The following is a 24,149-nucleotide window of genomic DNA, read 5'->3' as shown; positions in this document are numbered from 1 at the left end:
GACGCGAGAAGCACCCGAGTGGTGCCGCAAGTGGTTCCAGCCTACCAGCGCCGCCGGTTCTCCGGCGGCGGAGCCACGGCATCCACCCCGCCGGTGTCCCACTTTCTGTCGCCCGCACCCCGCTCGGGAGACAGAAAGTGGGACACCCGCCGCCGACAGTGGGACACGGCGTGCGGGGGTGGGGGTGTCAGGTGGCGAAACGGTCGGTGGCTGCGCGGAGGGCGCGAGCGATGCCCGGCTCGGATGCCGCGTGGCCCGCGTCGTCGACGACGACGAACTCGGCCTCCGGCCAGGCCCGGTGCAGATCCCACGCCGTCATGATCGGCGTGCAGATGTCGTACCGGCCCTGCACGATGACCGCGGGGATGCCGCGGATCGCGCCGACGTCGTCGATGAGCTGCCCTTCGCGCAGCCACCCGCCGTGCATGAAGTAGTGGTTCTCGATGCGCGCGAACGCGACCGCGGTGGCCGCATCGGTCATCGAGGCGACGAGGTCCGGGTCGGGATGCAGCGTCAGCGTCGACATCTCCCACGTGGTCCACGCGATCGCGGCCGGCTCGTGGACGGCGGGATCCGGGTCGGTGAGCCGGCGATGATACGCCTCGATCAGCCGCGAGCGCTCCAGAACCGGGATCGGTGCCAGATAGCTCTCCCACCGGTCGGGGAAGATCGCCGCGGCGCCCCCCTCGTAGAACCACTCCAGCTCGTGGCGTCGCAGGGTGAAGACGCCGCGCAGGACGATCTCGCTCACGGCATCCGGATGGCATTGGGCGTAGGCCAGCGCGAGCGCCGAGCCCCACGAGCCGCCGAAGACCTGCCACGTCTCGATGCCGAGGTTGCGTCGCAGCAGCTCGATGTCGGCGACCAGGTGCCAGGTGGTGTTGAACCGCGGGTCGGCGTCGGGTGCGCTCATGTGGGGCGTGGACTTTCCGCACCCGCGCTGGTCGAACAGCACGATCCGGTACTTCTCCGGGTCGAAGAACCGCCGGTGCCACGGGGAGGTGCCCGAACCGGGACCCCCGTGCAGGAACACGACCGGCTTGCCGTCGGGGTTGCCGGACTGCTCCCAGTAGACGCGCTGCCCGTCGCCGGCCAGCAGGTATCCGCTCTCGTACGGCTCGATGTCGGGGTAGAGGATGTCGTCCAGGTGGGCGGGGCCGTTCACAGTTCTCCTCCCGACACCGAGAAGGTGTCACAGGCTCCGAGCCCGTTCTGATATCCCGCCGTGAACCAGCGCTGCCGCTGGGCGCTCGAGCCGTGGGTCCAGGTCTCGGGGTTGACGCGGCCCGACTGGGCCTGGATGTTGTCGTCGCCGACGGTGGCCGCGGCGTCCAACGCGTCGCGCAGTTCCGCGTCGGTGGGCCGCTGGAGGTAGGCGACACCGTTGACGTCCTTCGCCTCCGTCGCGTCGGCGATCCACGCGCCGGCGTAGCAGTCGGCCTGCAGTTCGGTGCGCACCCCGTTGCTGGCCGGGCCGGTCCCGTCGTTCGGGTAGCGGTCCATGATGCCGGTCAGCTGCTGGATGTGGTGACCGTACTCGTGGGCGAGGACATACAGCTGGGCGAGGCTGCCGGCCTGCGCGCCGAACTGGCTGCGCAGCACGCCGAAGAACGTCGGGTCGACGTAGATGGTCTCCTCCGGCGGGCAGTAGAACGGACCGGTCGCGTTCGAGGCGGTGCCGCAGCGGGTTGAGGCGGCACCGTCGACGATGATCAGCTGCGGCGCGCGATAGCCCTGCACGTGCGTGGACCAGTACACGTCGAGCGCCTTCTGCCCGAAGACCAGGCGGCAGTCGTCGTTCGCGTTGGCGTCCGCGCCGGTGTCGCAACCCTGGATCGCCGAGTCCTGCGCGGTGCCGCCGGCGCCGCCGAGCAGGCTCGTGACGTCGCCGCCGGTGAAGAGGATGAGCAGCAGCACGGCGATGCCGCCGAGCCCGGCGAGCCCGCCGCCGGCGACGGCTGCGGTGCCTGGCCCGCGGCCTCGGCGCCGTGCGGTCGTGCCTCCCAGCTCTGCATTGCTGTTGAAGGTCATGCCCCACCGTATCGTCCCGTGACGCGTCGCCGTAGGCTCGAGGCATGGATGCGACGACAGTCACCGTGACCGGAGCCGGCGGACAGATCGGCTACGCGCTGCTGTTCCGCATCGCCGCCGGCGCCATGCTGGGGCCCGATCGCCCGGTGCGCCTGCGCCTGCTGGAGATCCCGCAGGGCCTGAAGAGCGCGGAGGGCGCGGCGCTCGAACTGCAGGACTGCGCGTTCCCGCTGCTCGCGGACGTCGAGATCACCGACGACCCGCGCGTCGCCTTCGACGGAGCGAACCTCGCAATGCTCGTCGGGGCGCGCCCGCGCGGCGCCGGCATGGAGCGCGCCGACCTGCTCGCGGCCAACGCGGGCATCTTCGGACCGCAGGGCGCGGCGCTCAACGAGGTCGCCGCCGGCGACATCCGCGTCGTGGTGGTGGGAAACCCCGCCAACACCAACGCGCTGATCGCCGCGGCAGCCGCGCCCGACATCCCGGGCGAACGCTTCGCCGCACTGACTCGGCTGGATCACGATCGGGCCCTCGCCCAGCTCGCCGCCGCTCTGGAGGCGCCCGTGGCGGCGGTGCAGGGCGTCGCCATCTGGGGCAACCATTCCGCGACGCAGTTCCCGGACGTCGCCCACGCGAGCGTGGACGGTCGTCCGGTGCTCGACGCGCTGGCGGAGAAGCTCGGCGGGGCGGATGCCGCGGCATCCTGGCTCGACGACGTCTTCGTGCCCCGCGTCGCCAAGCGCGGGGCGGAGATCATCTCGGTGCGCGGCTCGTCCTCGGCGGCCTCCGCGGCCAACGCCGCGATCTCCCACGTCCGCGATCTCGTCCACGGCACGGCGAACGGGTGGACCTCGGCGGCGGTGCTCTCCCACGGCGAGTACGGCGTGCCGGCGGGGCTGTACTCCTCGGCACCCGTCACGAGCGATGGCACGGCTTTCCGCGTCGTGGAGGGGCTCGACCTCGACGCCCGCGGCCGCGCACGCCTGGACGCCTCCGTCGCCGAGCTCGTCGCCGAGCGCGACGCGGTGCGGGCCCTCGGCGTGATCTGAGTCGACCGTGACCGACCTCACGTGGCTGATCGCCGGCATCGCGGTCATCGGCGTCTCGACGGTGCTCGCGCGCCGACTGGGTGTCGCCGGCCCGCTCATCCTCGTCGCGATCGGGCTCGTCGCCTCACTCCTGCTGCCCGAGTTCTCGGTGCCCCCGGAGCTGATCCTCGTCGGCATCCTGCCCCCGCTGCTGTACGCGTCGGCGGTGCGCCTGCCGGCGATCGAGTTCCGCCGCGACGCCCTGCCGATCGCCGGGCTCGCCGTCATCCTCGTCGTCATCAGCGCCCTCGCGCTGGGAACGCTGTTCTTCTTCGCGATCCCGGGACTGAACTTCGCCCTGGCCGTCGCGCTCGGGGCGATCATCAGCCCCACGGATGCCGTGGCCACCTCCATCGCGAAGAAGCTGGGCATCTCCCCGCGCGTCATCACGATGCTCGAGGGTGAGAGCCTGCTCAACGACGCGACGGCGCTCGTGCTGCTGCGCAGCGCCGTCGCGGCATCCGCAGCGGGATTCTCGCCGGGCAGCACGATCGGCGCCTTCGCCTGGGGCGTGCTCGTCGCCGTCGTGATCGGCGTCGCGGTGGGCCTGCTGACCCTGCGGGTGCGGCGGTGGATCGGCGAGCCGGTGGCGAACACCGCCGTCGGCTTCATCGTGCCCTTCGTCGCCTACCTGCCCACGGAGCACCTCGGCGGGTCGGGACTGGTCGCGGCGGTCGCCGCCGGCATCACCGCCGGCCAGGGCGCCGCGCGATGGTCGACTCCCGAGCAGCGCGTGTCGGACGAGCTGAACTGGCACACGCTCGAGCTGCTGCTGGAGGGCGCGGTCTTTCTCATCATGGGGTTGGAGTTGCGCGACATCGTCAGCGCCAACGTCCAGAAGCACAGCGGTGTGGGCGTGGGGATCGGCCTCGCCCTCGCCGCCCTCGCGATCGTGCTCGCGGTGCGGGCGCTGTATGTGTCGGGGCTGGTGACGCTGATCGGTCGTCGCGCCCGCCGGATGCAGCGCGACAGACTGCAGGCCTTCAGCGATCGGCTGGACGCCTTCGACGTCGAGAAGGGCGACCTCCGCGACCTGCGCCCGCAACCGGGCGAGAACCCGAACGCGGCGCCGCGCCGCGGCGGACTCGTCCGCCGCACGACCGGTCGTGCGGCGGGGAGCGTCGCGAGGCGATGGGCGCAGCGCACGCCGGATGCGGCGTCCGCTCAGCGCCGGGTCGAGGGTGTGCGCGCCCGCGTGGGACGCGTCCTGAACGACATGGACTACTACCAGGCATCCCCGCTCGGCTGGAAGGAGGGCGTCGTCATCGTCTGGGCCGGGATGCGGGGCGTCGTCACCCTCGCCGCCGCGCAGACGCTCGACCCGGAGACGACACCCGCCCGCGAGCTCCTGATCCTCATCGCTTTCGTCGTCGCGCTCGTGAGTCTGATGGTCCAGGGCCTCAGTCTGCCGTGGGTGATCCGCATGCTGCGCATTCCGTCGGCCGCCGGCGACGGCAGTAGCAGCGAGGAGGCCGAGCGTCTCGCCGACGAGCTGCGGGAGGCCGCGCTGGCGCACCTGCGCACACCCGGGCTCGCCGATTCCTCGGGCCAGCCGTTTCCGCCCGAGGTGCTCTCCAAGCTCGCCGAGCGCATGAGCAGCCCTCCGATCGAGGCGCCCGAGATCAGCACCGCGAGTGTCATCGACCTGCGGATCTCCCTGATCGAGGCCATGCGCGAGCGTCTCGTCGACGTATCCAGCGAGGGGTCGTACTCCTCGGCGACGCTCCGACACGCTCTCGCGCAGCTGGACGCCGACCAGCTCAGCATCCAGCTGCGACGCGACCCCGACGACTGAACCGGATCGCGCAGCGGATCGGCTCGCGTGTCGGCGCGGTAGGACACAATGGATGCCGTGAGCACCGATCAGCCGGACGACCAGCGCGCCCCCGCCGACTACGCCGAGTCGGTCGCGCTTCCCGCCGTGACCTCGGCCGTGCCGGTCGTGGTGTCCGGCACCGACTGGTGGGCCGCTCGTCCCGCCGGCTCACGCCTGGTGGGACTCGTCGTCGCGCGCGACGATCTGCCCTCGGTGATCGCGCAGCGTGACGCCCTCGCAGACTTCGGGGTGCCGATCGAGGGCTTCCGTCATCCCGCCCCCGAGACCGGGGAGAGTTGGGCCGAGCGCCTCAACCGCCTCTTCGGCCGTCTCGTGTCGGGCGACGTCGTCGTCGTCGCCGACAAGCATGCCCTCGGTCGCACGGTCGACGAGGAGACGCACGCCATCGCCGAGCTGCGGCGCCGCGGCATCATCGTGAAGGTGCTGGGCCACTACCGCAGCTGAGCGTCAGGCCGCGTCAGCCGCGCCCCACGACGATGCGGCGACGATCGCGTCGAAGAAGCGCAGCATCGCGTGCGGGATGTCACCGAGCGGCGTCGACATGTTCACCAGCGCGACTTGTTTGCTGTTCGGAACGGTGTACCAGTAGCGCGCGACCAGACGTCGCTGCACGGCCGACTGCCCGTCCTCCTCGATCACCTGCGTGCTCACGGCGTGCAGACGCAGCACCGCCGAGCCGGCGGCATCCATTCGTGTCGCCGTCTCCAGATCGGGCTCGCGGGTGTGGGGCAGGCTCAGCTCGAAAGCGCGCATCACCGACTCGGGAGCCGTTCCCACGGCAGGCGTGATCGTGATCGGGGTGTGGACCGTGATGGCGACAGGAGTTGGCACGCCCGGCGCGATCTCGCGGCAGATCAGCAACAGGCGTGCCGAGGCCTCGCGCGCTGCGGCAGCCGCATCGTCCAATCCGGACTGGATACGGCGACGGAGCAGCGGCGCATCGTCCGCGGGCCCGACGATCTCCCGGGCGAGCGACGCATTGTGATCGCGAGCCGCGTCTTCGTCTCGCGGGTCCACCGAGATCCACTCCCCCGGCAGGCGGAAACGCAGCTGTGGGCCGACGCTTTCACTCATTGCCGACCGGCGAGCCGGCGAACATCAGCGGCGCTGAGCTCGAGGAACTCCTCGGCCCCTCGACCACCCACGGTCTCCGCGACCGCCGCCATGACGGGAACTCCCGACGATCCCAGCACGACGCGGTCGGTATGGTCGGCCGGCGAGCCCTCGACAGCGGCGAGGGTGAGGTCCTTTCCTGCCAAGTCCGGGTCGTTGGCTGCCACGCGCGCGACGCGGGTGACGTCGTCGGCAACGGCCGGAGCGCTCGTGTCGTCGACGAACATCCACACCACGATCTTCTCGTTGGTGGGCAGACCGGGGTGCTGCACTTCCACGAGCGCACCGTTGAGACCAGCCTCGCGGCCGAGCCGGTCGGACACATCCTTTTCATTCATTCCCGAACATCCCGTCAGAATCAGCGCGAGGACTGCGGTGGCAGCCATCGCGTGCCAGAGTCGATTCCTGGACATCTCTCGTCACCTCTCTGCCGCTGCGTTCACCCGCGCACGTAGACCTCTTCGTGCACGTGCTCCGTGGTTCCGACCGCGTTGCCGGCGAAGAAGATCTCGTCTCCGGGGCGCACGTCGGGGACCACGTCGTCCGCGAGCTCACCGTACATCGTCGAGTCGTGTATCCGCGGGTCGACGGGATGGAAGGTCTGCCAGTTCGGCCCGGGAACGTCGTCACGACCGTACCCGACGAGCTCCAGGTGGTGCACCGGATCCCAGACGTTGTTGACCTGTGTGACGCGCACCGACGGATCGATCGCGTCGGCATACTTGTCGATGGCCGACCCGGCCGTCACCACGGACTGCACGCGCCCGTCGAGGGCCGGATCGGTGGCGATGTCGCCGGCCATCATCCCACCGAGGCTCCACCCCGTGAGCATGATGGGTGCATCGCTGTCGAACACACCCGCCCGGCGCATCGCGTCGTACACCGCGCGTTCGTACTGCGTATGCACGGAGGGATTCAGGGCGAGCATCGCATCGGTGGAGAGGTCATTGAGTCCTCCGTGCTCGTTGAAGGGGCTCCAGTTCTGGGTGCTCGGCAGCTGCACCCGCCAGGCCACGACCTTTCCGTCCTGCATGATCGCGACCACCCGGATGTGCGTCGAGTCCTGCCCACCGCGAACGTCCTGCCTCCCGACATCCTCGAACAGGTCTCCGTAGTCGGCCGGGGCTTCACCGTGGGCGTCGGGGGCGGCCGGCGACCGGTCGAAGGTCTTGGACGCATCGTCCACGTGTCGAGGCTGGCGCGAAGAGCTGCCGTCGCGCAGGGTGAACAGAAGCAGGAGGGAGCCGACGATCAGTACCGCGAGCACCGCGAGGGCGATCCAGCCGATCACGGCAGCGATCGCTGCGAGCAGGGCGACCACGATGACGATCGCGACGAGGATCACGACGATCGCCACCAGAACCGCCAACAGCTGGCCGAGGAACTCGAGCACGCCCTTCAGCACGTTGGCGGCCCAGTCGCCGATCCACTTGGCAGCGCCCTCCCAGAACTGGTTCCAGTTGTCGTACGCCGAATCGCTGTCGCCCTCGATGGCCGTTTCGATCTTGGCGATCGCGGCGTCGGCGATCGCGCGCAGGCGGTCACGAGCGGAGGAGAGCTGCTGCCGGGCATCCTGCAGCTGGGCGTAGGCGTTCGACTCGGACTGACGCAGGCGCCGCAGATCGTTCTCGATCTCGTCGATCTGATGTTGCGGCGCGTCGACGGCCTCGGCGCGCAGCAGGTCGCCCTCGCGCCGTGAGATGTCGTTCGGTAACGTCGCCGACCTCTGGTCGTAGTATTCCGCCGTGGCGATCGCCGCGCGGGCGTCCTTCTGGATGGGGCGCAGATCCGCGGCGTAGGTCTGCAGGGCCTCCCCGGTGTTGCGGTATCTCGTGCGGGCCTTGTTGAGCGATCGCGCGACCTCCGTCGCGGTACGGGCCAGGGCATCCGTGGACTGCGAGATCTGCCCGTCGATGAGTCCTCGGAGCGACTGCGCCGCCTGCTCGATCGCTGCCGCCGCCGTGACGAGGTCGGCCGCGCGGGGGTCGAGCTGGTCGGGGTTACCGAGAAGGACATCCTCGAACTCAACCGAGATGGCGCTCATCAGCCCTCCCCCTCGCCGTCGGTCTGCGTCTCGGGCGCGGCCTCTTGCGCCTGCCGCGCGAGTTCGTCGTCAACCTCGGTCATGCTGTCGACGATCGCATCGATGCTGTCGCGCAGGAACTGCAGCTTCTCGGTGAGCTTTCCCCGGTTGTAGTCCCAGTTGTCGGCGAAGTCTCGGACCTTGCCGGCAAGACGATCCTCGCCGGTGAGGACGGCAAGGTCGTCCCCGACCGTTCCGGCCGACCCGAATGTCGAGAGCGCCTCATCGACGCGCACGCGCGCGGCGCGCAGGGCGTCGAAGTCGAGCTGCACATCTGTCATCGTCATCCCCCAAGGTTCGCGAGGCCCTCCACCTGCACACTCGGCGCACCGGCGCGAGGTGGAAGGCCTCGTGAACCTGCGGGGCGCGCGAGCGCCCCGCAGGTTCCCGATCACTGACCGAGCTGGCTGGCGAGCTGCTCGTCGGTGGACTGCAGGGCCTGAGCGGCCTTCTCGAGGAACGAGGCCATGCCCTCGATGCCCTGGACCGTCTTGGTCGCACCGGTCGTGAACTCGGTGTAGGAGGCGTCGAAGGCGCCCGAGGCGCGGCTCGTGGTGAAGCCGTCCTGGACGAGCTGAGCGACGAGCTGACGCAGGCGCTGCAGGTTCGCCTCGAGCTCGTTCTGTCCGTCACGCAGGCGCGAGGCGGCCGAGTTCATCTGGTCGTAGGTGACATTCAGATTGGCCATGAGGGCCCCTTTCATCTGGCCCGGCCGGTGTGCCGGGAGGTCTTGTTGTTTCGAAGATAGGCGGCGTCGCGGCCGGTGACCATGGGGAGAACTCCCCATGAGCGCCCGCGCGCCCGGCCCACCGCGGTCATGTCTGCGCCCCCGAGGAGGCGAGGGTACCCGACTCGACGCCGACCGGGACGTCCCCGACCACCAGCGGGAACTGGATGCGCACGGTCTTGCCGCGATGAGCCAGGATTCCGCGTCCCACCGGGAGCTCGCCCCGCACCAACCGGGGGAACGGCGTCTTGAGAACGACCTCGCCGTCGATCGTCTCCGGCTGCAGCACGACGCCGCGCCGCGCCGCCTTGATCTCGCCGAGCAGCCCGAAATTCGTCGTCCACTCGCTCATCTCCCCGACCACGACGAAGAACACCTCACCGCGACCGGCGCGTTTGACGAGCGTGGAGAGGTTCATCTCGATGATCGACGTGGCGAACTCTCCGATGCCCTCCAGCACGACCAGCGGCACGGGTCCGCCCGCCTGGGCGCGGTCGGCCGCCTCATCGACGGCGCCGAGCACCGCCATGGCCGCCGAGGGAGACTCGGCGGTCGCGGTCCACGCGACGACGTCCTGCACGGGCGATCGACGGTCGCCGATGTAGAACGCGGGCGTGTCGGGCCGCGCGCGCAGCGTCTGCCGCGCGATCGCGGCGGCGGCGGTCGAACGGCCCGCGCCGGGCGAGCCGGCGACGATGAACGTGCCGTGGGCGTCGATGCCGAACGGACCGAGGTCGAGATCGGACAGCCCGATGGCCACCCCCGTCGGCGTCGCGGGCGGCAGCTCATCGGCCGTGTACTCGGTGGGCAGCGCGCGGATCGCGGGCGCAGCGACCGTGCCGCGGCGGATCATCACCTCGGCCATCCGATCGATCGCCAGCGACTGGTCCTTCGTGCTGGAGGTGCCCCCGATGACGGCGATCTGCGCCTCGTGGTCGTCGACGATGGCCCGACCGGGCGCTGCGTCGACGCCGAGGATGTCACGCGGCATCCCGAGGAGTGCATAGCCGTCTTCGTCGGCCATCCGCAGCACGATGCGGCGTTGGATCATCGCCTGAAGAGAGGTGGGCACGCTCTGGCCGCGGTCGGCGGTGAGGGCCACGTGGATGCCGAGGCCGCGACCGTCGGTGAGCACCCGCTGGAACGCGCGGTAGGCCTCCGCGCGCCCGGACACACCCTCGAACGCGGTGCGGAACGCGGGGAACCCGTCGATGAGCAGCAAGATGCGCGGCTCGTCGGGGCGACCCGCGAGGGCGCGGTACTCGGTCAGGGTGGAGGCACCTGCCGCGGCATACGCGTCACCGCGACGGTCGAGCTCGCTGCGGAGCGTGGCGAACAGGCGATCGATGCGTTCCGTGTCGTCGCCGGAGATGACGGCACCCACGTGCGGCAGCGACTCGAGCATGCGCAGGCCCCCGGTCGCGGCGTCCAGCCCGTAGACGTGGACGGGACCGCCGCGCGGGGTGATCCCGGCCGACACGGCGAGCGTGCGCAGGGTCACCGACTTTCCGGAGCCGCCGGTGCCGAAGATCGCGAGGTGGCCCTCGGTGTCGGGTTCGAAGAAGAACGGCACCTGGTCCTGCCGCTCGGGCACGTCCACGACGCCGAGCACCAGCCGGGCGTCGGTGCGCTGGTGCAGCTTGGTCTGGTCGAAAGTGGTGGCCAGCTCGTCGAGCCACGGCCGACGGGGCGGCGCGATGCGGGCCAGCTGCGCGGCGTCGCCGAAGCGCGCCACGAGCAGCTGCTGATCGTTGGGGCCGAGGTCTTCGGTCTCGGCAGGCGCCTCGACGGCGGGCTTCTCCCACGCCGGCGCGTCGCCGAGCAGGAACGGGCGCACCTCGACGGCGGGTTCGGCTTCGGCCCGGAGGCTCCAGCCTCCCGAGTAGGCCGACTGGAAGAGGTTCATGCGACCGGGACCGGTCTTGGCGATGCCGCGACCGGGGATGCCGGGATCGAACAGGGCGGCCTCCTTCGACCCGATGACGTCGTCGGAGTCGGTCTCGTCGGCCATGCGCAGCGCGACGCGGAGGTTGGTGTTGGCACGCAGGTTGTCCTTGATGACACCGGCGGGGCGCTGCGTCGCCATGATGAGGTGGATGCCGAGCGAGCGCCCGCGCTGGGCGATGTCGACGACGCCGTCGACGAACTCGGGCACCTCCTTGGCGAGTGCGGCGAACTCGTCGATGACGAGGACGAGTGCGGGGGGAGCGTCGGGGTCGGCGGCCTTCTCGAGCTCGAGGAGGTCTTTCGCCTTCTTCCGGTTGAACAGGTGCTCGCGGTGGTGCAGTTCGGCGCGGAGGCTCGTCAGCGCCCGACGGACGAGATGCGGGCTGAGGTCGGTCACGAGGCCCACGCAGTGCGGGAGGCTGACGCAGTCGGCGAAGGCCGAGCCGCCCTTGTAGTCGACGAAGAGGAACGTCACGCGCTCGGGGCTGTACTCGGCGGCCATGCCGAGCACCCAGGCCTGCAGGAACTCGCTCTTGCCCGAGCCGGTCGTGCCGCCGACGAGCGCGTGCGGACCCTGCTGGCGCAGATCGAGGTGCAGAGCGCCCTGCGCGCCCTGTCCGACGAGGGCACGAAGCTTGGGCTGGTAGCCGGCGCCGGAGCGCGTCGCACGGATCGACGCATTCTGCGTCCACCGGTCGATGACGGCGTCGGCGCTGGTCGCCATGTCCGACCCCAACAGCTGTAGCAGGGGGATGGTGCGCGGCACGTCCCCGGCGTCCTCCGCGACATCGCCGATGTCGGTGATGCGGGCCAGGGCCCGGGCCACGACGCCGAAGCGCGCGGCATCCAACGCCTCGACACGCAGGGGGGCGATGACGGTGCCGAGGCGCACGAAGTTGGCGCTCGCCTCCCCGTCGGCGGGAAGCTCGACCCACGTGCGGCAGGCGGCGGGCAGGTCGGACACGCGCGAGGTCGCCCACACCGGGATGACACCGCTGCCGGCGGCACGCTCACTCAGCTGGATGAGCCGACCCCGGTCGACGGGCGCGTCGGGCGTGATGATCACGACGTATGCCGGAAGCGGCATCTCTTCCTCGCGCCCCCGCGACTCGCCGACCTCGGCGCCGGCGGCGGTCGCGGCATCCGTCGCCTTGAGCGCCCGCAGACGCCGCAGCTGCTTCGTGCGGGTGTCGACCAACTCCTCCAGCTCGGCCAGCAGGCGCGAGGCGGTCGCCGCGTTGTCGGCGATGGGGGCCGTGCCGAGGGCGTCCTCGGCGGCCCACGTGTGCGGCAGCCACTTGAGGTCGGCAAGCGCCGCACGGGTGGCCGGGCCGACGAAGGCGACGATGTGGACGTCGGACGGCGCGTGCAGCCCCGCCGTCTGGGCCAGCAGCGCCCGCGCCGTGTCACCGACGCGCGCCGTCGAGCCGGCGATGCCGATCGCGCCGGCCTCGGCCAGCGACTCGAGGATCGGCACGTCGTCGACCTCGCGGAACGCGTCGACGACCTCGTCGAGGCGGTCGACGTACGACGGGATCGCCGCGTCGCGCTTCGTCGACTCGGCGACGGAGTTGCGGCTCGGGGCGGTGCCGTCGCCGAGACGGACGTGCAGGAACGACCAGTGCTCGGGCCGGCGCGTCCACACCAGAGGCCCGGCGGCGAGCGCGTCGGCGCAGATGGGATCGAGCTCGGGCACCTCGCCGCGGCGGACGCGGCGCTCGGTCTCGCGCTCCTGCTCGAGGCGGGTGGACAGGCGGGTGAGCTGCTGCTCGAAGCGGTCTTTGTCGCGCTGCAGCTGCGCGCGGCCCTGCAGGCGCGTCGTCAGCCAGGTGCCGAGCATGAGGAGGGGCGACGCCGCGACGAACACGAGCGCCATCGGATTCTTCATGACGAAGAAGAGCACGACGCCCATGATCACCGGAGCGATCATCGCGAGCCACGGGAACATCTGCGGCGCGGGCGGTGCCGGCAGGTCGGTGCCGGGCAGCTCCTCGCCGAGGTAGCGCGCCTCCACCCGCGGCGAGCGCACGAACGGCACCTGCCGCCACGTGGAGGGCGCCGCCGTGGCGTCGGCGGGAGCCGCCGTGATGCGCAGGCGCGTGTCGCCCAGCACGGCGTCGATCTGGCCGTCGGCGGCCGTCAGGTAGGTGACCGGCGCCCCGTCGACGAGGATGCCGTTGGCGGAGTTCAGGTCGACGAGTTCGGCCCGGCCCTGCCCGACCTCCAGCCGCGCGTGCCGCTTGGAGACCAGCGGATCGTCGAGCACGATGTCGCACTGGGGGTCTCGTCCGATGATGACCACCCCGCGCTGCAGCGGGATCGTGGTGCCGGCGCCGGCACCCGAGGCGATCTCGACGTCGCCGAGTTTCTGCGGCGGCTGATAGCCAGTCGGCACGATGCGCACGGCCGAGCCCGCACCCAGCTGGACGTGCGACACGGATGCCGCGGCATCCAGCACCTCTCCCGGGCCCGGAGCGATCGTGCCGAACGCCTCGAGCGTCACCTCGTCGCCCGCCGCCGCCCCGCCGCCGCGCGGATCGAGCTCGGCGATGGTGCGTGCGAGGTCGCCGACGGTCGCATCGGCATCGGCGTTGATGACGAGATCTTCCGGCTCGCCTCCGGGGCGGACCAGCGTGGTGCGCAGCTTCATCCCTGTTCCTTCCTGCGCGGTGCGTCATCGGCGGCGTCGCGATCGAACGCGGCGGGGTCGTCCAGCATGGCGAGGTCCTCTCGCACCACCAGTCGCGAGGCGACGGCGTGCTCCACCAGGCGCACGCGGCGGTTCGTGGCCGAACTGGTCACGCCGCCGCGCAGGCCCGGCACGCCCTGACGGTCGAGCTTGTCGCAGACGTTGTCGAGCTTGCGATTGAAGCGGGTGATGCTCCAGCCCAGGCGCTGCGCGGCAGCGGCCGAACTGGGCAGCTCGCTCATCCCGGTGCCCTCGCGCCGCAGCACCGGCTCGGCCAGAGCGAGGATCAACAGCTTCTGGCTCGGTGTCAGGGGAACGGCGCCGATCGTCGACTCCCCGTCGAGGACGCTCTCGGCCGCCGTCTCGCGGAAAGCCGGCTGCGCCGTGTGCACGGACAGCTCGTAGGTGGTGGGACCGGCGCTGAAGACGACCGTGGTCACTCCGAACACGATCGGCAGGCGGGCGCCCGGGGCGAGTTGGGCCTGCACCCGCCCCTCCGTGTCGGTGACGGTGGCCGACAGGCGCGAACCGATGTTGACCAGCCACCACAGCCCGGCGGACTGCTCGATCGAGAGGAAGTGGCGGTGCAGGAACCGGTTGTCGTCGATCGCGAGATCGCCCTCCCGGCCGATCGTGAACCGTGTGCCCGACGGCACCGTGATGTACTCGCCCGCGAACTCCACCGTGATGTCGCTGCTCGCAGCATCCGCTGCGGCCTCGTCGAGGGGCGGAACCGTGTCGTGAATGTCGGTCATGGGACGCACTTCCGCATCTCGGTGCCCGCCACGCCGCTCTTGCGGACAAGAGTGACCGCGACGCAGGTGGTGCCACCGGCATCCACGGGAACGGACACCGTGGGCTCGGTGACCTTGCGGACGTCGCCGTTGCCGGCCAGCGTGTACGCGTACCAGAGGTAGCCGTCGCCGTCCTTCGGGTCGGGGTTCGTCCAGGTGAAGACGACGTTGCCGCCCTCGATCCGGCCGGCGAGCTGCGTCACGGCAGGCACGACGTCTTCGAACGGATCCTGCGCGACCGCGGTCGTCGACGGCGTCGGAGACGCCTGCGGCTCGACGGCGGGCGTCAACAGGCTCGCGCCGACGGCGACGGCTCCCACAACGACGACGGCCGCGGCGATGCCCAGACCGATCCACAGACCGCGGCGAGACCGGGGGGTCGCCGTCTCGTCCGCACCGGCAGCGGTCTCCGGGGCGGTCGCCGTGCGTGCGTCCGTGGGATCGAGCGTGTGCGCGGGCAGCGGTGCACCCGTGGCAGGGCGGCGGATGGTCGACGAGGTGTCGATGTCGACCTGCGGGGCGATCGAGACGGGTCCGCGCAGCAGCGTCGGCTCGGCCGTGTCGGCCGGGGCCGCCGCGACGGTGGATGCCGCCGGCAGCGTGCCCGTCGTCTCGGGCGCCCACGGGTTGTCCCTGTCACGGCGGCGCGTGGGGCCGGCGGCCGGGTTCGTGTTCGGCTCGATGCTCACGATGCCGCGGACCCGGGTGAGCTCACCGTCGGCGTCGTCCTCTGCATCCTCGTGCGGGGCATCGTCGAGGATGTCGATCGGGGTGACCGAATGGGCGAGCTCGATCTGCACGCGCTGCAGGGCACGGGCGAAGGCGAGGGCGGATTCGTACCGATCGCCCGGACGCTTGGCCATCGCGCGCTCGAGCACCAGTTGCAGCGAGGCAGGGGCGTCGGCCCGCGTCAGCGGCGGCACCGGCTGCGACTCGATGCGCTGGATGAGATCGGCGCCGCCGTTACGGCCGCCGGGCTGCTCGAACGGCGAGCGCCCGGCCAGCAGCGTGTAGACGGTCGCGCCCAGCGCATAGACGTCGGTGGCGACGCCGGATGCCGGTGCATCACTGAACGCCTCCGGCGGCGACCACGGAATCGACATGCCTCCCGACGACTCCTCCGACTCCGCCGTCGTCGCGATGCCGAAGTCGGTGAGCGCGGGCCGGTTGTACTCGGTGACGAGGATGTTGGCCGGCTTGATGTCGCGATGCAGGATGCCGGCGCGATGCGCGGTCTCGACGGCGGCCGCGACCTGCACACCCACCCGCAGCGCCTCGGCGACGGAGAACGCCGCCGTACGGGAGCGCACCTGCAGGTTGGGCCGCGAGCAGTACTCCATGACCAGGTAGGGCCGGCCGTCGTCGGACACGCCGGCCTGGTAGATCGTCACGATCGCCGGGTGCGTCGACAGCAGGGCCATGACGTTCGCCTCGGCGGTGAACTGCTCGGCCGAGCCCGAGGCCAAGCGGTCGGGCAGCATGACCTTCACCGCGACGCGGCGGCGGGGAAGCTGCTGCTCATAGAGATAGACGTCCGCGAACCCACCCGAGCCGAGCACGTCGACGTAGGTGAATCCGGGCAGGGCGGGCGGCGGTGCCGGCGGACGCTTGGCGGCGCTCACGGGAGGTCCTCGAAGGTCACGGTCACGTCATCGCCGAGATCGAGGACGTCACCGGTGACGACCATCGTCGGCTCGTTCGGGTGCAACCGCACCGGTTCGCTGCCGCCGCGCAGCAGCACGGTGCCGTTGGTCGTGTCGAGGTCGGTGACGAGCACGTGCTCGCCCTCGGCGCGGATCTCGACGTGGCTGCGGGAGATGTCCTGATCGGGGCTGTCCACCGCGACCAGGGTCGGCAGGTCGGCTCCGGTGGTGCGCGTCGATTTCGGGCGACGACCGATGATCACCGGACGCTCGAGCTCGACGACACGTCCGGTCGACAGCCGGATGCGTCCGCGCGCCGGCCGACGCGCGGGCACGTTGTCGGTCGAATCGAACGCGGGTCGCTCGGCACGAAGGGCTCGCATCTCGGCGACGGCGATCGTCGCCCCGTCGTGGTCGCCGAGATCATCGCCGTCGCCGGCGGAGGTCGCGTTGTTCGCGGCGGGCGCCGCGGGGGACGCTTCGGCCGCTGACTCCGCCTCGGGGTCGACGGCGGCGATCGCAGCGGCGGACACCGGACGGGCCACGGTCTCGCCCCAGAGCAGGTCGTACTCGTCGACGGGGGCGGCGACCTCCTCGGCGGCGGTCGCCTCGGGGATCAGCGTGTCGGCCGAGGTGTCGGCAGCCGGCGCCGCCGGCTGCGGTTCGGCGTCCGGCGCGGGCTGCGGTACGGGGGCGCCGCCGAACAGCCCTGGCGGCACCGAATCTATGACGGATGCCGAGGAGATGGCGGATGCCGAGGAGGTGGCGATGCCCGATTGCTCCTCGGCATCCGACGCATCCTCGGCAACCGACGGCCCGGTGGCCGGGGCCACGGCGACGGCCACGGCCGGAGCGGAAGCTGCAGGAGGAACAGGAGAAGCGGACGCCGCGGACACGACGGCGAGGTCGATCTCGACGAGATCGGTGCGCACCACTCCGGACCGCAGCGGCAGGTCCGCGGCCGGCGCCGGCGCGCCCGCGTGAGGGGCGACGCTCACGCACACGGCCCCCGGCACGAAACGCTCGGTCCACGTCGCCACGCCCGCGCCCGACACCGCCTCGGGGTGCTGGCCCTCGACGACGACCTCGACGTCACCGCGCACGGCCACGCGCACGCCGCCGGCCTCGGCGATCGCGAGGGCGAACGGCGGGATCGCCGTGAGCGACGTGCCGAACGCGCTCGTGAGCGCCTCGAGGACGGCGCCGATGCCCCCCGTGCCCAGCCCGCGCCACACGCCGGTGGCCGTGGCCGCCGACACCGCCGGAGACAGCAGCACGACGGCATCGCCGTCGACCGCGAGCCACCACGCGTCGTCCGTCGCCGCCGGCCGATAGTCGATCCGCGTCTTCGTCATCGCATCCGTCATCACACATCACCTCTCGTGCCCGCGCGCGGTCGGGTGTCGCCGTCCGCCTCCGCCTGGCGCGCCCCCGCGGGGGCCGTGTCGTACACGTCGTCGTAGCCGGCGACGTGGACGGCATCCACGACCACCGCGGTGACGTTGTCGCGTCCGCCGTGCAGCAGCGCCTCATGGATCAGTCGCGTCGCCGCGGCTTCGGGATCGCTCTCCTCGGCGAGGATGTCACGCAGCCGATCGGCCGGCACCTCGCCGGACAGCCCGTCGGAGCAGACCAGGATGCGATCGCCCGGCTCGGCCGGCACCATCCAGTAGTCGGCCTGGCCTTCGCTTCCCGCCCCGATCGCCCGCGTGATCTCGTTGCGGCGACTGTCGGTGGCGGCATCGGCTCCCGACAGCACGCCGGCGTCGAGGAGCTCCTGCACGACCGAGTGGTCGACGCTGATCTGCTCGAGCACGCCCTGCGCGAAGCGGTACGTGCGGGAATCGCCGACGTTGACGGTCAGCCAGTATCCGACCCCGCCGACGTCGGCGACGACGACGCCCGACAGTGTCGTGCCCGCCGCACGTCCGTCGCTGGCGATCGCCTCGACGCGCGAGCGCGCACGACGAAGCGCCGCGCGCACCTGGTCGATGGCGAGGCTCGGACCACCGACCAGGTGGGCGAACTCGGCCACGACGGCAGCGCTGGCGCGGTCTCCCGCGTCATGCCCGCCCATCCCGTCGGCGACGAGGAAGAGGGGAGCCTGAGCGAGGTACGCGTCTTCGTTGACGCGGCGGCGAAGACCCGTGTGCGACGCCGCGCCGACGCGGACGACGATCGGGGGCTCCGCCGGCGTGGCGTCGATCACGAGGTCACCTCGACGCTCACCTGCCGGTCGCCGAACACGAGCACGTCACCCGCCTGGACCCGAGTGCGCTCCCCCGGCTCCAGCGGGAGCAGGTCGTCGCCGCGGCGCACCGCGACACCGTTGGTGGAGTGCCGGTCGACCACCCACACGGCGCGATCATCGTCGGGGATCAGTTCGAAATGCGTCTTCGACAGCGACAGGGTCTCATCGCGCACGGGTGAGACCATCGCGCCCGTCTCGGGGGCGGGATTACGGCCGAAGAGCGTGCGGCCGTAGAGCGCCTGCCGCGTTCCGTCGTCCCACACGAGGCGCGCGAAGGGACGTTCGCCGGTGGAGATCCGTGTCTCATCGATGCTCTCGATGACCACGCCGGCACCGGATACGGGCCCGCGATCGGCGGCCGGCGCGCCGGAGACCGGCGGCGGCGCGTCGGACACCTCCACCGTCGGCAGGCCGGGTGCGGGCGCGGGCGCGGGCTGATCGAGTCGGTCGGCGTCGCTCACCCCGGGGACGAAGGAGATGACGCCGCTCGCGAGCGGAGTGCTCCGCACCGGCGCGGGAGGCTCGGCGGGCGACCAGCCGCCGAGTTCGGGCGCCTGCCCCACCGGCAGGATCGGGGCGGCCGGCAGCACCGTCGGCGCCAGAGCCGACGCGGGCGAGGTGGGCGCGGCATCCGCGCCGGAATCGGCTGCGGGCGACGGCACGGGCGAGCGGCCGGCGACATCGGTCATGACGGCCCCCACGGCGCGGTCGTGCCATCCCCGGTGCCACGGCGACGAGTCGAAGAGCGGGGAGAAGTACCCGACGACGATCGCGCCGCCCAACGCCCAGACGAGGTTGCGGCCGAGCGCGCGGCCGAAGCCGAGGCGCGATGCCGGGGCCGACGCATCGACCGCCCCGCCCTCCCGCACGAGTCGCAGCCCGAGCGCGCGCATACCGAGCGAGCCGGCGCCGGCCTGCATCAGGGTGTAGACGACGAACCAACCGAGACCGATCACGTACGCCAGGGCCACGGCCAGCGGCAGGGGCAGTGCCCCTCCGGTGCCGAAGGAGATACCGGCGAACACGCCCACCGCGATCAGCAGGACGACCATTCCGATCGCCGCGTCGATCAGGTAGGCACCCACCCGCCGGCCCACCTGTGCCGGGCGCCGCACGAGATCCAGATCAGTCATCGGAGGACTCCGTTCCACGAGGGCGGATGCCGCGGCGCACACGAGCGACGACGGCGCGACCGGTGCCGGCGATCGCCTGGCCGACGGCGTGCCACGACCAGCCGCTGCGGCGCAGCGACCGCACACTCAACCGTGCGCGAAGGCGCTGCCAGACGGTCGTCGATCCGCGCATCTGGCCGACGATCTCATCGACCTCGCGCCAGAACGCGTCGACATCCTCCGGTGCCGGGTCGCCCGGACCGAAGACATCCACGTCGGCGCGGGTGGCGAGCTGCGTAACGCGCGGGTCGTCGAAAGTCGAGCCGACGACGAGCGCGCTCTCGGCACGGGTCGCCCCGATCGCCACCGGAGCCCGTAGGTCGACGGCCGAATCGACCAGTTCGTCCCAGCCTCCCGAGATGCGGTCCGCGGTGCGCTCGGCGTTGCGTCGGCGCGCACGGCGCACGCCCTTGATCACGCCCATCACGATGAACGGCGCCGCCAGCAGCAGCAGGATGCCGAGGGTGAGGCCGCCGTACAGCAGCACGGGTCCGAGCCAGCTGAGGTCTGCGGCCTGCTCCTCGTCCTGGTCGCGGTTCTCCGCGATCGCCGGCGGCAGGTCGGCGGGCTGCTGGGCGGGCGGCGGCGGCTGGAGCACCTGCGGCTTCGGGTTGGCCTTCGGCTTGGTCGACTGGTCGTTGGGCTTGTTGTCCTCGTCGGGGGTGGGATCGAACGGAACCCAGCCATAGCCCTGGAAGGCGATCTCCACCCACGCGTGCAGGTTGCCGCCGGTGGCGGTGAGCGTCGGCCCGTCCTGCGGGTGCTTCTCGTCGGCGTGCCACCCCATCACGACGCGCGCCGGCATGCCCAGCTGCGTCGCCATGAGGGCCATCGCGACGGCGTACTGCTCGTCGTCGCCGACCATCTGGTCACCGCCGAAGAGCGACGTGATGCGGTTGGCGCCGTGGCCCGACAGCGAGACGACGCCGTCGCCCAGACCGTGGCTGAAGAAGCCCTGCGTGTGCAGGTAGCTCTCCAGGGCTCGCGCCCGCTCGATCGGGGTGTCCGCGCTGGCTGTCGCCTTGGAGGCGATGTCGGCGATCTTCTCCGGAATGCCCGTCTGCTTCGGCATCTTCAGCGCCGCGAACGGCACGTCGGCCAGCGCCGTGTCGCTCGGCAGATCGGGGATGAGGGTGTCGATCGTGTACGCATCGCCCGTCGCAAGCCCCGCGGGGGCGACGGCGGTGCCGGTGGCGTCGTTGAAGTGCGTCGTGCGGGCGAGCTCCGATGCCCTCGGGCCGTCGAACGTGAAGTCGCGGACGGCGCCCACATCGGGCACCCACACTCCGCTCAGGTCGCCGATCTCGATGCGCAGCGTCGCCGCCGTGCCGGTCGCACCGGGCGACATGTTCGAGCGGATCGGCGTGAACGCGCTGGAAGAGCCCGCTCCGTCGTCGGACACGTTGTAGACGATGCCGTCGTAGGTGTCCATCGTCGCCAGGCGCACGCGGCCGTCCTTGGGCAGTCCCGTCACGGTGAACAGGGTCTTGTCGGCGTCGTCGCGCACGTAGCCGCGGAACGACTGCAGCGGGCTCGGGTAGTCGGTGATGTCGAACGGCGGAACGATGAAGTCGCGAAGGATGTACCGCGGCGGCGTGGCGACGGCGGCGGTGGCGATTCCCGCCGCCGAGGCGACCGCCAGCACGATGCCCCCCGCGACGAGTCGGCGCGTGCGCGAACTGTGCACCGCCGCGGCATCCGAGACTCCTGCCGACTCGATGCGCACGGCGGCACGATCATGGTCCCACGCGCGGCGCAGCGCGAGCCAGACGGTGCCGGCGACGGCGAAGACGATGCCCTGGACGAGCGGGGCCGCAGGCTGCGCGACACCCAGCAGGATCGTCGCGATCAGCACCGCGAGCGCGGGCAGCAGAGCCCAGGCGCCGTGGCGCGCCCGGAGTGCGAGCGACCCGGTGAGGACTCCGCCGACGAGGGTGAGGATGAAGGGGACCACGAGATGACCATCGGATGCCGCGACCGGCGGCACCGTGGTCAGCAGCTGCTTCCATGACGTGATCGTTCCGAGGGCGAGCTGCTGCAAGGTCTCGAGCGTCGGGATGACGCCGAGCAGCGTCGTGTGCGGCAGCGCGAGCGCTCCGCCGAACACGACGTAGGCGCCGATCGTCGCGCCGGCCAGGCTCAGCACGCCGAGGCGCCACCGCGTCCCCGCCCACGCGAGCGCCAGCCCGAGAGCGAGACCGCCGATGGCGGCGACGAGGTACTGCGGCGAGTCGAAGGTGGGGGCGAACCCGATGATCGACACGGCGAGCAGCAGCGCGGCGGCGGTCAGATCGAGAACGAGAACGCGCGGCTCGCGCGTCGTCTCCGCACGCGCGGTGGAGCGCGGGAGCCGACGCGGCAGCCGCAGACGCGCGCTCACGAGAGCACCTTCCGCACGGCGCGGGGCAGCTGGTCGAGCGCGCCGACGGTGACGACATCGGCCTCGCCGATGCGCTGAAGCGCCGGCGCATCCATCCGGGTGTCGGCGACGACCGCGAGCGCGCGCACGCCGAGCGGCAATCGCGAGCACGCGAGGCGGAGCTCGGCCGCGTCGGTGCGCGATCCGGTGACGAGCACGACGACCGCGGCATCCGGTGCGTGGGCGGCGATGCCGCCGGCGAGGGCGACGATGCCGCCGAGCCGGGCGCGCGAGTGCCCGAGCATCGAGAGCTCGTCGAGGAAGCGACGGGAGCTGAGCGAGCGCAGCGGCCCCTGCTGGGTGCGGGCGTCGAGAACGCGCGAGTCCCGCAGGGCGCGCAGACCGATGGAGCCGGCGACCGAGATGGCGAGCTCGAACTCCGCCGCCTCGCGATACTCGTCGGGAAGCGTGGACAGGCCCACCACGAAGTGCGAGCGGCGCGTCTCCTCGTACTGGCGCACCATCACCTCACCGACCCGGGCCGTCGACTTCCAGTGCACGTGGCGCAGGTCGTCGCCGGGCTGGTACTCCCGCAGCGCGTGGAAGGACACGTCGTCGCGCGCGAGGTGCTGCACCGGCAGACCTTCCAGGTCACGGAGGTGCCCGAGTGACAGGCCGTCCAGCGCCGTGGTCTGCGGGTGGACGTACAGGTCGACGGCCTGGCGGCGGTCGTGCGCGCGCTCGAACAGGCCCAGCGGGTCGCCGCGGCGGACGCTGACGGGTCCGACCGAGAGCACGCCGCGTGTCGTCGTCGGAATCGCGAAGACCTCTTCGTGCTCCTCGTCGGGAGCGAGGCGCGGCACCTGGAAGACCCCGCGGCCGGCGCCGACGGGCAGGATGACCTCGGAGGGAAGGAGCGTCCGCGGCGTGCGGTTGGCGAGCATGAGCCCGCCGACGGCGCGCTCGCCCACGACGACGCGGGTGCGCGTGAGGTCGAGCCCGATCTCGTACGTCGTGCGGCCGAAGAGGAAGCCGAGGCTGATGATCAGCGTCACCGTGATCACGGCAGCGATGACGAGGAACTCGCGCCAGCCGTAGGCGAAGGCCAGCCACCACACGAGCACGGCGGTCGCGATCAGCACCCACCCGAGCGGCTGCACCACGTCGCCGATCGCCCGCAGCACGCGGACGACGCGGCGGCGCACCGCCTCGATGCGCTCCCGGCGACGCTCGGCCGCGGTCGCCTCACGCGGGGCGACGAGAGGCGCGTCGCCGCCGTCAGGATCACCCCCGGCATCCGGCGTCGGCGGGGTCTGGGCGGCGGGCGTGGTGGCATCCGCGGGCGCGCCGGAGACGTCGCCCCGTCGGCGCGCGCGGCGCGACGGGGTGAGAGTGTCCGGTGCCGGCGACATCAGCTGGCGGCCCGCGCCAGGGGGGCCTCCACGGCGGAGACCGCCCGCTGGACGACGCTCTCGGCGGTCGTTCCGGAGAACTCCGCCTCGGGGTCGAGCACGAGGCGGTGCGCCCATACCGGCACGGCGAGGGTCTTCACGTCGTCGGGCACCACGAAGTGGCGACCCTGCGCGGCCGCGTAGACCTTGGCGACGCGCATCATCGAGATCGCTCCGCGCACCGAGACGCCGAGGCGGGTCGCCTCCGACGCGCGCGTGTGCTCGACGAGCTGCGCGGCATACCGCGCGACCACGGGGTCGACGTGCACGGTGGCGGCAAGGTCGGCCATGTCGGCGACCGCGCTCGTGGTGATGATGGCGCCGAGGGATGCCGACGGGTTGCGGTCGACCGCCCCCGCGAGGATCCGCTCGGTGACGGCGAGCGTCGGGTAGCCGATCGAGGTCTTCAGCATGAAGCGGTCGAGCTGCGCTTCGGGCAGCTTGTACGTTCCCGACTGCTCGATGGGGTTCTGCGTCGCGATCACGAGGAACGGTCGACCCACCTCGTGGGCCACGCCGTCCACCGTGACGCGCGACTCCTCCATGACCTCCAGCAGCGCCGACTGCGTCTTGGGCGAGGCACGGTTGATCTCGTCGGCCAGCACGATCGAGGAGAAGACCGGTCCGCGGTGGAACTCGAACCGGTGGTTCTGCTGATCGTAGATCGTGACCCCCGTGACGTCGGAGGGCAGCAGGTCGGGCGTGAACTGGATGCGCGTGCTCGTGCCCTGCACCGACGCGGCGATCGCCTTGGCGAGGCTGGTCTTTCCCGTTCCGGGAGCGTCCTCGAGCAGCACATGGCCTTCAGCCAGCATCGCCGAGAGCACGAGGCCGACGACCTCGCGCTTGCCGAGGAGCGCCTGATCGACGTTGTCGACGAGACGCGTGAAGGTGTCGCGGAACCACGCGGCCTGTTCGGGGGTCATGCTCATTCGTTCGTTCCTTGTCGTCGTTGATCGATGCG

The 24,149-nt window shown here is 71.6% G+C and carries 19 protein-coding genes; 3 read left to right on the top strand and 16 right to left on the bottom strand.

Annotation, left to right across the window (positions count from 1 at the left end):
* Window positions 1-187 precede the first annotated feature (187 nt).
* Window positions 188-1,165, bottom strand: coding sequence for a prolyl aminopeptidase (pip, locus tag AS96_RS00350; RefSeq protein WP_081767936.1), 978 nt, complete (start codon window positions 1,163-1,165; stop codon window positions 188-190).
* Window positions 1,162-2,031, bottom strand: coding sequence for a KPN_02809 family neutral zinc metallopeptidase (ypfJ, locus tag AS96_RS00345; RefSeq protein ID WP_036284371.1), 870 nt, complete (start codon window positions 2,029-2,031; stop codon window positions 1,162-1,164). The genes pip and ypfJ overlap by 4 nt, the downstream gene beginning before the upstream one ends.
* Window positions 2,032-2,075: 44 nt before the next feature.
* On the opposite strand from ypfJ, the gene AS96_RS00340 reads away from it, so the two are divergent.
* The 3 genes from AS96_RS00340 to AS96_RS00330 are packed head-to-tail and all read left to right on the top strand — an operon-like array spanning window position 2,076 to window position 5,400.
* Window positions 2,076-3,080: a malate dehydrogenase gene (locus AS96_RS00340; protein WP_036284369.1), complete on the top strand. Its 1,005-nt coding sequence runs from the start codon at window positions 2,076-2,078 to the stop codon at window positions 3,078-3,080.
* Window positions 3,081-3,087: 7 nt separating this feature from the next.
* The gene (locus AS96_RS00335; protein ID WP_036284367.1) at window positions 3,088-4,914 is read left to right on the top strand and encodes a cation:proton antiporter; all 1,827 of its coding nucleotides are present in this window, start codon (window positions 3,088-3,090) and stop codon (window positions 4,912-4,914) included.
* A gap of 48 nt (window positions 4,915-4,962) precedes the next feature.
* Entirely contained in the window at window positions 4,963-5,400 is a 438-nt protein-coding gene (locus tag AS96_RS00330; RefSeq protein WP_036284364.1) for a dehydrogenase, read from the top strand.
* A 3-nt stretch (window positions 5,401-5,403) separates the two neighbouring features.
* Here AS96_RS00330 and AS96_RS00325 read toward each other — a convergent pair whose 3' ends face one another.
* From AS96_RS00325 to AS96_RS00260, 14 genes are all read right to left on the bottom strand, one after another.
* Window positions 5,404-6,030: a hypothetical protein gene (locus AS96_RS00325; RefSeq protein WP_036284362.1), complete on the bottom strand. Its 627-nt coding sequence runs from the start codon at window positions 6,028-6,030 to the stop codon at window positions 5,404-5,406.
* Window positions 6,027-6,407 carry a hypothetical protein gene (locus AS96_RS00320; protein WP_231477020.1) on the bottom strand — a complete coding sequence of 127 codons (381 nt, stop codon included), beginning with the start codon at window positions 6,405-6,407 and terminating at the stop codon, window positions 6,027-6,029. Before AS96_RS00320 ends, AS96_RS00325 begins: the two co-directional genes overlap by 4 nt.
* 101 nt (window positions 6,408-6,508) lie before the next feature.
* Window positions 6,509-8,113, bottom strand: a complete 1,605-nt coding sequence (locus AS96_RS00315; protein WP_036284357.1) for a hypothetical protein — start codon at window positions 8,111-8,113, stop codon at window positions 6,509-6,511.
* The gene (locus AS96_RS00310; RefSeq protein ID WP_051498702.1) at window positions 8,113-8,439 is read right to left on the bottom strand and encodes a hypothetical protein; all 327 of its coding nucleotides are present in this window, start codon (window positions 8,437-8,439) and stop codon (window positions 8,113-8,115) included. The genes AS96_RS00315 and AS96_RS00310 overlap by 1 nt, the downstream gene beginning before the upstream one ends.
* A 104-nt stretch (window positions 8,440-8,543) precedes the next feature.
* Window positions 8,544-8,840 (bottom strand): WXG100 family type VII secretion target, encoded by a 297-nt coding sequence (locus AS96_RS00305; protein WP_005054492.1) that lies wholly within the window; start codon window positions 8,838-8,840, stop codon window positions 8,544-8,546.
* Between the two features lie 127 nt (window positions 8,841-8,967).
* Window positions 8,968-13,476 (bottom strand): FtsK/SpoIIIE domain-containing protein, encoded by a 4,509-nt coding sequence (locus AS96_RS00300; RefSeq protein WP_036284354.1) that lies wholly within the window; start codon window positions 13,474-13,476, stop codon window positions 8,968-8,970.
* Window positions 13,473-14,270: a hypothetical protein gene (locus AS96_RS00295; RefSeq protein WP_036284352.1), complete on the bottom strand. Its 798-nt coding sequence runs from the start codon at window positions 14,268-14,270 to the stop codon at window positions 13,473-13,475. The genes AS96_RS00300 and AS96_RS00295 overlap by 4 nt, the downstream gene beginning before the upstream one ends.
* On the bottom strand, window positions 14,267-15,931 hold the full coding sequence (locus AS96_RS00290; protein ID WP_036284350.1) for a serine/threonine-protein kinase: 1,665 nt from the start codon (window positions 15,929-15,931) through the stop codon (window positions 14,267-14,269). The genes AS96_RS00295 and AS96_RS00290 overlap by 4 nt, the downstream gene beginning before the upstream one ends.
* Window positions 15,928-17,319, bottom strand: coding sequence for an FHA domain-containing protein (locus tag AS96_RS00285; protein WP_036284348.1), 1,392 nt, complete (start codon window positions 17,317-17,319; stop codon window positions 15,928-15,930). The genes AS96_RS00290 and AS96_RS00285 overlap by 4 nt, the downstream gene beginning before the upstream one ends.
* Window positions 17,319-18,161 carry a PP2C family protein-serine/threonine phosphatase gene (locus tag AS96_RS00280; RefSeq protein ID WP_036284346.1) on the bottom strand — a complete coding sequence of 281 codons (843 nt, stop codon included), beginning with the start codon at window positions 18,159-18,161 and terminating at the stop codon, window positions 17,319-17,321. The genes AS96_RS00285 and AS96_RS00280 overlap by 1 nt, the downstream gene beginning before the upstream one ends.
* Entirely contained in the window at window positions 18,158-19,336 is a 1,179-nt protein-coding gene (locus AS96_RS00275; RefSeq protein WP_036284344.1) for an RDD family protein, read from the bottom strand. Before AS96_RS00275 ends, AS96_RS00280 begins: the two co-directional genes overlap by 4 nt.
* Window positions 19,329-21,755: a transglutaminase family protein gene (locus AS96_RS00270; RefSeq protein ID WP_036284342.1), complete on the bottom strand. Its 2,427-nt coding sequence runs from the start codon at window positions 21,753-21,755 to the stop codon at window positions 19,329-19,331. The genes AS96_RS00275 and AS96_RS00270 overlap by 8 nt, the downstream gene beginning before the upstream one ends.
* Window positions 21,752-23,146, bottom strand: a complete 1,395-nt coding sequence (locus AS96_RS00265) for a DUF58 domain-containing protein (protein WP_036284340.1) — start codon at window positions 23,144-23,146, stop codon at window positions 21,752-21,754. The genes AS96_RS00270 and AS96_RS00265 overlap by 4 nt, the downstream gene beginning before the upstream one ends.
* Window positions 23,146-24,117, bottom strand: coding sequence for an AAA family ATPase (locus tag AS96_RS00260; RefSeq protein ID WP_036284339.1), 972 nt, complete (start codon window positions 24,115-24,117; stop codon window positions 23,146-23,148). The genes AS96_RS00265 and AS96_RS00260 overlap by 1 nt, the downstream gene beginning before the upstream one ends.
* Window positions 24,118-24,149: the final 32 nt, after the last annotated feature.

It is taken from the genome of Microbacterium sp. MRS-1 (genome assembly GCF_000585455.1).
Lineage (GTDB): Bacteria > Actinomycetota > Actinomycetes > Actinomycetales > Microbacteriaceae > Microbacterium > Microbacterium laevaniformans.
This window is presented reverse-complemented; position numbering and strand designations above follow the sequence as displayed.